The sequence below is a fragment of the Streptomyces sp. NPDC101151 genome (assembly GCF_044768335.1).
In the GTDB taxonomy this organism is placed as follows: Bacteria; Actinomycetota; Actinomycetes; order Streptomycetales; family Streptomycetaceae; genus Streptomyces.
This window is the reverse complement of the sequence record NZ_JBIWPP010000082.1, coordinates 1-9381: the sequence shown is the minus strand read 5'-3', so window position 1 is coordinate 9381 and position 9381 is coordinate 1. Positions and strand designations below refer to the sequence as shown.

Sequence of the window (9381 nt, the reverse complement as noted above, 5' to 3'; positions counted from 1 at the left end):
CCGGTGGGGTTGTCTACTTGTCCCCCGCCCTTTATTTGCGGGCGGGTTAGTTGTTTATTTGGGGGGCCGAGTTGGGGGTGGGGGGGTCGGGGCGGGGGGCCCCGCCCCCGCCCCCCACGTCCCGTACCCCAACGCGCCGGTCGGCGTCTGGTCCGGAGACCGCGGTCAGCGGCCCAGAAGCAGTCCTGACGCCGAGACGTCGGAGCGGATGCCGTCCTTGTCCACCGTCACGCGCTGCAGGCGCAGCGCGCCCGCGGGCGGTTTCGGCAGCTGGAACGCGAAGGAGAAGCGGTCGGCGATCTGCGGACGGGTGAGCTTGGTCAGCGTCGTGAGCAGCGACAGGTCCAGGCCCAGCCGCTTGAGGAGCTGGGGGTGGGTCAGCGCAGTGTCCACCAGGTTGACGCGGGTCAGGCGGTGCAGGAAGCGTGGCGCACCGGTCAGTTGGTGCGGGCGGTCCGCGTCGTGCAGTACCGCCCGCACCGCGCTGTCGGGGACGCCCAGGCGGTGCACGATCTCCGGGATCGACAGGAATGCCTTGATCTTCTCCGCCTCACGGGTCAGACGGCGTGCGGAGGCGCGGGTCAGGTGCAGCCCTTCGGTGGGCCTGGTGCCGGGGCGGTACGTTGCGAGATCGCCGATGTCGAGCCGCATTGCGTCCACGGAGGCCGCGATGCCACGCTCCCCGTCGCGCCGGGTGCGCGCGTCGGCCTGCACCCGCAGATCGCGCCCGGCGATGCGCAGCGATCCCCGGGCCTGTGACGCCCGGGCCGCCGCGCTGGCCAGCGCTGCGTCCCACGTGCCGGGTCAGACCCGAGCGGTGCAAGACACCCCAGATACCGCTCAGGTCTCGGTGCCTTCCGCGAACACGCCGAATGCTGCCGTGTACACGGTGCAGGAGACGCGGCCGACGGAAAGCCTGTGAGCATCGCGTTGCCTTCGAAGCGGGGGCGGAGCCAGCCCCGCCCTGGTCGGATGGCGCACCGAAGCGGCACTGTGCCTGCACGCGCTCGGCTGTGACGAGGAGGCGCTGGGCGTGACCTACGAGGATCTGCGCCAGGCACGCAGCTTGGGCGTGCCGCGCGCGTGGGCAGGACGCTGGGTGTCCTGGGGCTGCTGCAGGGCCCCGGCGAAGAAGGACCGCCTCGCCGGGGCTGTCGACCGGCTCCAGTCCAGTCCCACCCGCCTCGCAACGCTACGGCACTCTCCGACTACGGCGCCGCCCTGCGCACCGCGGGCTACCAGCAGGGCGCTGCCCGTGCCAGCCGCTCCGGCCGCCCCTGGGCATATCCCACTCCGCGGCACCCGGGGCGGGGGCAAGGGTGTGGGAGGGAACGCTGGTGGTCATGGCGAGGGTATGCCGCCGGGGGGGACCCGGGTGGGCGGGGCCTTGTAGGTTTTGACCGCTCCCCGGCCGTCGTCGGTGACCATGGGCCAGCCCTGCAGGACGAGGCCGTTGTCCTTGATCACGCCGATCTGGACGCCGGTGTAGCCGGCGTGGGAGGTGGGGCTGTACTCAAGGGGGGTGAGACCGGGGCCGCGGGACAGTCCGCCCCGTTGCAGGGCGTTGATCAGTGACTGGCGGGTGAGGTTGCGGCCAGCTCGTTGGAGGGCTTCGACGAAGGTGTAGGCGGACGCGACGCCCATCTCCGTATAACGGTTCATCGGCTGGCTGGGAATGTAGGAGTCGTGGATCTTCTTCACCAGGGCGATCCAGCGGTTGGAGGTATCGGCGACCGGCGGGAGCTGGGCATCGGTGATGATGCCCTGCAGCAGCGGGTTGGACTGCCCGGGGGCGTTGGGCTGGTCGGGCGGGCTGAGCAGGGTGGCCAGTGCCGTGGGGTCGGACCCCACCTGGCTGACGACCAGCTGTGAGGTGTCCCCTGCCTTCTTCTGGGCCAGGCGCAGCAGCGCGGTGTAGGTGGCGAGAGAGAAGCTGATGATGATGTCGGGTTTGGCCCGGATGATGGCCTGCGCTGCTGTGGTGACGGCCGAGTACCCGAAGCGGTAGGCCCCCCGGGCCACCACCCGGGAGGCAGGGATGACCATGTCCAGCCCGGCGACGCCGCTTTTGCCCAGTTCGTCGTCCTGGTAGAAGTAGGCGATCCGCTTGGCGGGGAACGCCTTGGCCACGTAGGTACCCAGGATCTTGCCCTCCCGGATGTAGTCGACATGCCAGCCGAAGGTGTAGGGCAGCTTCGCGGGGTCGTTCCAGCACGGGCAGCCGCTGATCGGGAACAGGTCGGGGACCTTGTGGGCGTTGAGATAGCCGGCGACTGCCTGGTGCGCCGAGGTGCCGAATCCGCCGAAGACGGCGAACACCTTGTCCTTCTCGACGAGCTTGCGTACCACGGTCAGGGCGTTGGCGGGGACGTAGGCGTCGTCCCGGTAATCGAAGATGATTTTTCGGCCGTTGACGCCGCCGTGGTCGTTGACGTAGTCGAAGTACGCTTTGGCCGCCGGGGCGACCGAACTGCCGGTGGCAGCGGGCCCCGTCAGGGCCTGGTGGCTGCCGATCGTGACAGTGGTGGCGGTGACGCCGGGGGTCGTCTCGTCCTCGCCGGCGCTGCAGGCCGTGCCGAGCATCGTCAGCGCCGTCAGCACGCACACGACGCGCAGGCACCTGCTGAGGGCGGGGCGTCCTACCAGGGCTGCCATGATCCACCCCTCTCGTGCCGTGTCCGCGTCCCGGGCTGCGTCGGGGCCGTGCGGGGCGCGGCCGGCCGACAGGACAGACCGTTCCGGCTGCCCGTGAGCCGCCCGGCGCGCATGCCGCCGCTAGGAGGGGGTGTCTGGGGCGGGGATGCCATTGGCCGGTGCCTTGGTCTGCGGGGCGCGGTAGGGGGTAACGGGGCCGCTGCCGTCGTCGGTGATCAGCGGCTGTCCCTGCAGGACGATGGCGTCGCCCTTGATCACGCCGATCTGGACGCCGGTGAGACCGGCGTGGGAGGTGCGTCTGTAGGCCAGCGGCGTGAGCCCCGGTCCGGGCAGCCCTCCCCGCTCCAGCGCGGCCACCAGCGACTGGCGTGTGGGACTCTTTCCCGCCCGCTGCAGTGCCTGCACGAACAAGTACGCGGTCGCAATCCCGGCTTGCGCATACAGGTTCAGAGGCCGGTTCGGCAGATACCGGTTGTGGATCTGCTTCATCAGCGCAGTCCAGCTGTTCGCGGTGTCGGCGGCCGGGGGCAAAAACGCATCCGTGATGATGCCCTGGATGAGCGGGCTGCCGCGCCCGGTGACCGCGCTTTGCGGTCCGGTGGCTGCCAGCAGGGCGGACAGTGTCGTCGGATCGGATCCCGCATAACTGGCGACCACCCGTGCGCTGTTGTGCATCCGCTGTTGCTCCAGCCGCAGCAAAGCGGTGTCGGCCGGGACCGAGAAGGCGACGATGACATCGGCCTTGGCCTGGGCGATGGCCCGCATTTGGCGCGTGATGTCGTTGTAGCGGGGCTTGTAACTTTCGCGGGCGACCACGGAGGCGCCCGGCAGGACGCTGTCCAACCCGGCGACACCGCTCCTGCCGAAGTCGTCGTCCTGGTAGAAGTAGGCGATCCGTTTACCGGCGAAAGCCTTGGCCACGTAGGTGCCCAAAATCTTGCCCTCGCGTCGGTAGTCGGGCTCCCAGCCGAAGGTGTATGGCCGTTTGATGGGATCATTCCAGCACGGGCAGCCGGAGACCGGGAAAAGGTCCGGGACTCGTCGTGCGTTCAGGTAGTCGGCAACCGCCTCGTGCGGGCCGGTGCCAAAACCGTCGAGGATGGCGAAGACCTTGTCCTGCTCCACCAGCTCGCGGACCACGCTCAGGGAGTTGCCCCGATTGTAGGCGTCGTCCACATACTTGAAAAAGATCTTGCGCCCGTGCACGCCGCCCTGGGAGTTGACATAGTCGAAGTAGGCCCTGGCGGCTGGCGCGAGCTCGTTGCCTCCTGGAGACGCCAGCCCGGTCAGGGGCTGGTGGCTCCCAATCATGATCGTGTCGGCGGTCACGCCGGGAACCGCATCTGCTCCGCCGCCCGGGCGGGACGAACCGCAGCCCGCTGCCGCCAGCATCAAAGTCACCAAGACGGCGCAGATGCGCAGGTGTCTGTTCATAAGCGCTCCACGGCGGGTGCCAACGTGCGCTGCACAAACCCTCGACCGGTTCTGCCGACGAGAGGGGGAGAGCGGGTAGCTGCTGCCGGCTGCGCCCTTGGCGATACAGCACCACTTTCCGCCCCGGGGAACAAAGCCGCAATCGGGTCCATCCCCCTGGTCATGCCCATGAGAGTTCTCATGGACATGACTAACCCGCCCACGCCGCGGGCAAGCGGCACGCGCTGCGGGCCTTATCGCCCCCTCACCGGCACCCCTGCTGTGAAGGCACCAGATGATCAGCCGGGACTCAGACGCTCTGCGCCGCAGCCGGTACTCGGCGACGCGGTCATCTCAGCCCCGAGCACCCCTTCGGCGTCTCGCCGGGATGGGCCAAGCCCCGATCCCGGTGGACGTCCGCCGCACCTCGCACGCACGGGCCGGGGGCCGCCCTTTGCGTTGCTGGGCAGCCGTGTAACCCACCGCAGCTGTGGCCGCGGATGGAGTCACCTGCACATGTGACTTTTTTGGCGCAGACTGGTGAGTCAGCAGCGGGCCCAGGCGTCCTGTGCCGCCCGGCGAGCTGCTGAAGGGCGTACCTGTGATGAGCCGCGACGGTCCCACTTCCCCGGCTCCGGCGGCACAGCCACCGGAACCGGATGGACACCGGCGCGCCGGACGCTTCACCTTGCGTATCTGGCACAAGCTGGGTGCCATCGCCCTGGCCTTCCTGATCCCGCTGACTTTGGCGGCCTTGTATCTGATCAACCAGCAAAACAGCAACCTCAACATCGCCAAGGGCGAGCTGCAGGGCACTGCCTTGCTGCGCCCGCTGAGCGCACTGACCCTGGACCTGCTCCAGTACCGTTCGCTGTCCGTCCAGGCCTCCCACGGCCAGCCGCTTCGGCCAAAGCAGATCGCTGCGGCCGAAGCGGCGATCGACAGGGACCTCGCCCGTCTGACCGACTCCAGTGCCCCCTTGCAGCGACAGCTGGATGCAACCTTGCACAGGGAAGGCAAGCAGCAGCTCTTGCCGGCCAAGCTGGTCGACGAATGGGCCGGTATCAAGGCGACCGGTCCGGTGGATGCACTCAGTGTGAATTTCACCCCCCAGCTGATCGGCAATGTGCTGGCGCTCTACTCCTACGTGGGCGATGTCTCCAAGCTCCATCTCGATCCGCAGCTGGACACCTTCTACACCGGATTGGCGATGATGACGCTGGAGCCGCCGCTGGTGAACCAGATCAGTATGCTGGGCGACGAGCTCGGTCTGGCCGCACGCACAGGCGCCACCTCCTCACAGACCGACAGCCTGGTCCAGGAAACGTTCCTGGTCACCCAGCAGCTCGACCAGCTCAACGACACCCTGAACCGTGCCTTCGACGCGGCGCCGGCCAACAGCCACGACACCACGCTCAGGCCTACGCTGGCCCCGCTGTTGGCGCAGGCCAGCAACTCGGTCACTACGCTGATCGGCGCGACGAATGCCCTGGTGACCTCCGGCAAGGGCGCCAATGTGACTCCCGCCGGCGCCCAGGCGCTGACCAGGAACGCACTGCAGGCCCACACACGGCTGTGGAACGCCATGTTCAGCCGGGAAGAGCACATGCTGCACACGCGGATCAATGCGGTCCGAACGCACAACACGGTACTGCTGGTGATCATTGGCGCCGGGCTGGCAGTGATCATCTCTCTGACCACGCTGACCTCCCGCCGCATCGCCCACAACCTCTCCAGCGTGGCCAACGCCGCAAGGGAGCTGGCCGCCGGCAACCTTGACCGGCGGGCCCGGGTGGCCAGCCATGACGAAATCGCGACGCTTGCCACCACGTTCAACGCCATGGCCGACCATCTACAGGAGAGTTATGGCGCCGTGGAGGACACGGTGCGGGTGCGTACAGCGAAGCTGCAGGAGCGCACCCGCACCCTGCACCTGCTGCAAGGCGTTGCCACTGCCGCGAACACGGCAGCCACCTGGGAGGAAGCCCTGGCCAAGGGGCTGCCGCTGATCTGCGAGCACATGGGCTGGCCCGCCGCCCACGCCTATACCGCCCAAGCCTCCGACGAAGCCGACGCACCTGCGGGTGCCACCACGCTAAAGGCCTCACCCTCCTGGTACACGCGGGCGCAGCGGCCGGTCCTCCTGCGGTCCGGGGCCCAGCAACTGGCTGGGCGCATCGTGTCTCCGGTCGCTGTGCTCGCCCATGCCAGCGGTGTGCCACAGGGCCCGCAGCCGCTGGAGCCGGAAGCCCAGTGGGCCGAGATCTTCCCGCACGACATGACGGTGGCCGGTTCCTTGGCCTTTCCCGTGCTCATCCACCAGGCAAGCACTGAGGTGGTGGAGTTCTTCACGACCGATCTGGAGCAGCTCAGCGAGGCGGCCGTTGCCCTGGTCGCCGGCCTGATCGCCCAGCTCGGCCGGGTACGGGAGCGTGAGATCGCCGCCAAGGCGCTCGAGGCGGCGGCGCAGGCGGCCGACAGCGCCAACCGGGCCAAAAGCGTATTCCTGGCGACCATGAGCCACGAGATCCGCACCCCCATGAACGCGGTCACGGGCATGACCCAGCTGCTGCTGGACACTCCTTTGAACGAGGAGCAGCGAAACTTCGCCGAGAACATTCACACCAGCGCCGACAGCCTGCTGACGATCATCAATGACATCCTGGACTTCTCCAAGTTCGAGGCAGGCAAGTTCGAGCTCGAGCATGCACCCATCGACCTGCGCCGGTGCATCGAGTCGGCATTCGACCTGATCTCCCTCAAAGCCGGGGAGAAGACCGATCTGAACCTGGCCTGCATCATTGACCCGCAGCTGCCCGAGGAGATCATCGGGAGCGGGCTGCGGCTGCGGCAGATCATCGTCAACCTGCTCGGCAACGCGGTGAAATTCACCGACAGCGGCGAGATCGTGCTGACCGCCGCCCGTGTCCAGCCGGACGAGCCCGCCGAGGCCGCCGGCGGACCGAAGGCGCCGGCAGCCCTGTCACCGGCCTCTCCCCCCGGCACAGACGGTGGCGCCTTCAGCGTGCACTTCTGCATCCGTGACACGGGAGTAGGCATCCCTGCCGAACGGATCCCGCAACTGTTCGAGCCGTTCGAGCAGCTCGACTCCTCCACCACCCGCCGCTACGGGGGCACCGGTCTGGGGCTGGCCATCAGCAAGCGCCTGGTGGAACAGATGGGCGGGACCATCTGGGCCGACTCCACCCCCGGCACCGGCTCGGCGTTCCACTTCACCATCGCCACACGGGCGGCCACCGCACCGCTGCCGCCGCACCCCACCGAGTCCTTCAGCCCACTGCGCGGCAAGCGCCTGCTGGCCGTCGGCGACAATCCGACCACCCGCAGGGCCCTCGCCCATCAAGCCGACGCCTGGGGCATGCACGTCCGCACCTGCGGATCGCCGGAGGAAGCCCTGGCACGGATCCGCGACGGTGACCCCTTCGATGCGGCGATCCTGGACCTGCAGACGCCCGGCACGGACGGGGTCGACCTCGCCCAGCAGATCAGCCGCCACCGCCCCGGCCTGCCGATGATCCTCCTGACGCCCCTCGGCAAACCCGCCACCCGCCCCGAGGACCTGTCCCCCGCTGTCACTCACCACACCAAGCCCGTCAAGGCCACGCAGCTCTATGAGAGCCTGTGCCGCGCCCTGGTGCCCCGCCGGGCGGCACAAGCAGCCCCGCGCCCAGCGGCCCCGCCGGCGCCAGCCCTGCCCCAGCCGGCACCGCTGCAAATCCTGCTGGCCGAAGACAACAGCCTCAACCAGCAACTCGCCCTGCGCATGCTCGCCAAGATCGGCTACTCGGCAGACGCGGTCAGCGACGGAGCCGAGGCGCTCGAAGCCCTGCACCGCAAGCCCTACGACGTCGTCCTGATGGACGTCCACATGCCCGTCATGAACGGCCTCGACGCCTCCCGGGCGATCCACCGTCAGTGGCCCACCAGCCAGAGGCCCCGGATCATCGCGCTCACCGCCAGCGCCATGCAGGAGGATCGCGAGGCGTGCATCGCCGCCGGCATGGACGATTACCTCACCAAGCCCCTGACCATGACCACCCTGGCCGACACCCTCGCCCGCCTCACCCCCCGCCACCACAGCACCGACGACGCCCCGCCACCGCAGCACGCACTACCGGAGACAGCCATGGCCACCCCTGCGCAGGTCATCAATCCCGACGCCGTGCAGTCACTGGTCGACTCCCTCGGCGCCGAGGCCGTCGTTGTCCTGTTGGACGCCTTCCTCAGCGACTCGCCTCATCTGATCGACGCCATCCGCCACGGCCTGCAGGAGACAGACGCACCAGCAGTGCGCCGGGCCGCCCACACGCTGAAGTCCAACGGCACAGCGTTCGGTCTGCAGCAGCTCGCCTCACTGTGCGAGCAGCTGGAGGCCCTGGCCGCCGCCGACCACCTGGCCCAAGCCGCCCCCCTCGCCCAGGACGTCGTAGCCTCCTACCCTCCCGCGCGCCAAGCCGTCCAGGACACGAAGCTGACACTCGCGCACCAGTCACCCCAATAGCACCCTCGCCCCACCAGTAGAACAGGATGAACCGTTCCGGGTTCGGTAGAGATCTCAGACGTTGGGTGTGACCTGGGGGTTCGTGACATGCCGACTGCTCCAGCCCATTCGAGCGTGTCTGAAAGATCGTGTAAGTCCGTGACATGACAGCCTGGCTGGGGGCTCGGCCTCGGGCCCGTGGTCAAGCGGATCGGACAAGTCATGGCGGAGAAGACGCAACCGGCCGCTGCGGCGGGTGGAGACGCCGAGGAGGCAGGCGGTGGCGACCACCGAGATGAGGGCCTGCTCGGTCCGTCGGCGTCGTTCGAGGAGTAGCCAGTGCGGGAAGTAGCTTGCGGTTCGCAGCTTGGGGACCGCGAGTTCGACAGTGCCGGCCCCAGTGTCCCACTCACGCTGCCCGTATTCGGCGTTGCAGAGAGCGTCGGCCTCGGCGGACATGAGCGCGTTGGCAACGTCTTGACCATCGCGCGCAGCAGATCGGGACTCGCCGCGGCGAGGTTGCACTAGAGCGTGATCATAACGTTGATCTATGTCACCACGCTGGGAGCCAAACCCCGATATCCGCAGGGGCCGTACGGTCGTCCACACCCTCCACGCCCTGGCACAGCGTGGACGGTTCACCGACGACATCCTCAAGCGCTGCGAAGAGGTCATGCGCGACGTGTGCGCCGTTCGGCGCGGAACTGCGCGAGTTCAAGCAGACCGGGCTCGATCCCGAAGACTTCCTCCACCGCCCAGCACCTGGCCCAGTCCTCCACCCGCACCAGCGGCGCGGGCGACGTCAGCCGGTT

4 protein-coding genes and 1 pseudogene are annotated in these 9381 nt (G+C 68.4%); 1 reads left to right on the top strand and 4 read right to left on the bottom strand.

Annotation, left to right across the window (positions count from 1 at the left end; translation table 11 throughout):
- Positions 1–165 precede the first annotated feature (165 nt).
- The 3 genes from ACIRU3_RS46720 to ACIRU3_RS46710 all read right to left on the bottom strand — a co-directional run bounded on the left by ACIRU3_RS46720 (position 166) and on the right by ACIRU3_RS46710 (position 4089).
- Complete coding sequence (locus ACIRU3_RS46720; RefSeq protein WP_404070412.1) at positions 166–714, bottom strand: hypothetical protein; 549 nt, start codon at positions 712–714, stop codon at positions 166–168.
- A 627-nt stretch (positions 715–1341) separates the two neighbouring features.
- On the bottom strand, positions 1342–2655 hold the full coding sequence (locus tag ACIRU3_RS46715) for an ABC transporter substrate-binding protein (RefSeq protein ID WP_404070410.1): 1314 nt from the start codon (positions 2653–2655) through the stop codon (positions 1342–1344).
- Positions 2656–2775: 120 nt separating this feature from the next.
- Positions 2776–4089, bottom strand: coding sequence for an ABC transporter substrate-binding protein (locus ACIRU3_RS46710; RefSeq protein ID WP_404070408.1), 1314 nt, complete (start codon positions 4087–4089; stop codon positions 2776–2778).
- Between the two features lie 583 nt (positions 4090–4672).
- Here ACIRU3_RS46710 and ACIRU3_RS46705 point away from each other — a divergent pair.
- The gene (locus ACIRU3_RS46705) at positions 4673–8590 is read left to right on the top strand and encodes a response regulator (protein ID WP_404070406.1); all 3918 of its coding nucleotides are present in this window, start codon (positions 4673–4675) and stop codon (positions 8588–8590) included.
- Between the two features lie 216 nt (positions 8591–8806).
- Here the strand turns inward: ACIRU3_RS46705 and ACIRU3_RS46700 are convergent.
- Positions 8807–9087: pseudogene (locus ACIRU3_RS46700) on the bottom strand (transposase); the annotation flags it as partial.
- Positions 9088–9381 lie beyond the last annotated feature (294 nt).

Excerpts from the sequence above, each read along its gene's own strand:
- ACIRU3_RS46715 (WP_404070410.1), bottom strand. The coding sequence starts at position 2,655 with ATGGCAGCCCTGGTAGGACGCCCCGCCCTCAGCAGGTGCCTGCGCGTC.
- ACIRU3_RS46710 (WP_404070408.1), bottom strand. The coding sequence starts at position 4,089 with ATGAACAGACACCTGCGCATCTGCGCCGTCTTGGTGACTTTGATGCTG.
- ACIRU3_RS46705 (WP_404070406.1), top strand. The coding sequence starts at position 4,673 with ATGAGCCGCGACGGTCCCACTTCCCCGGCTCCGGCGGCACAGCCACCG.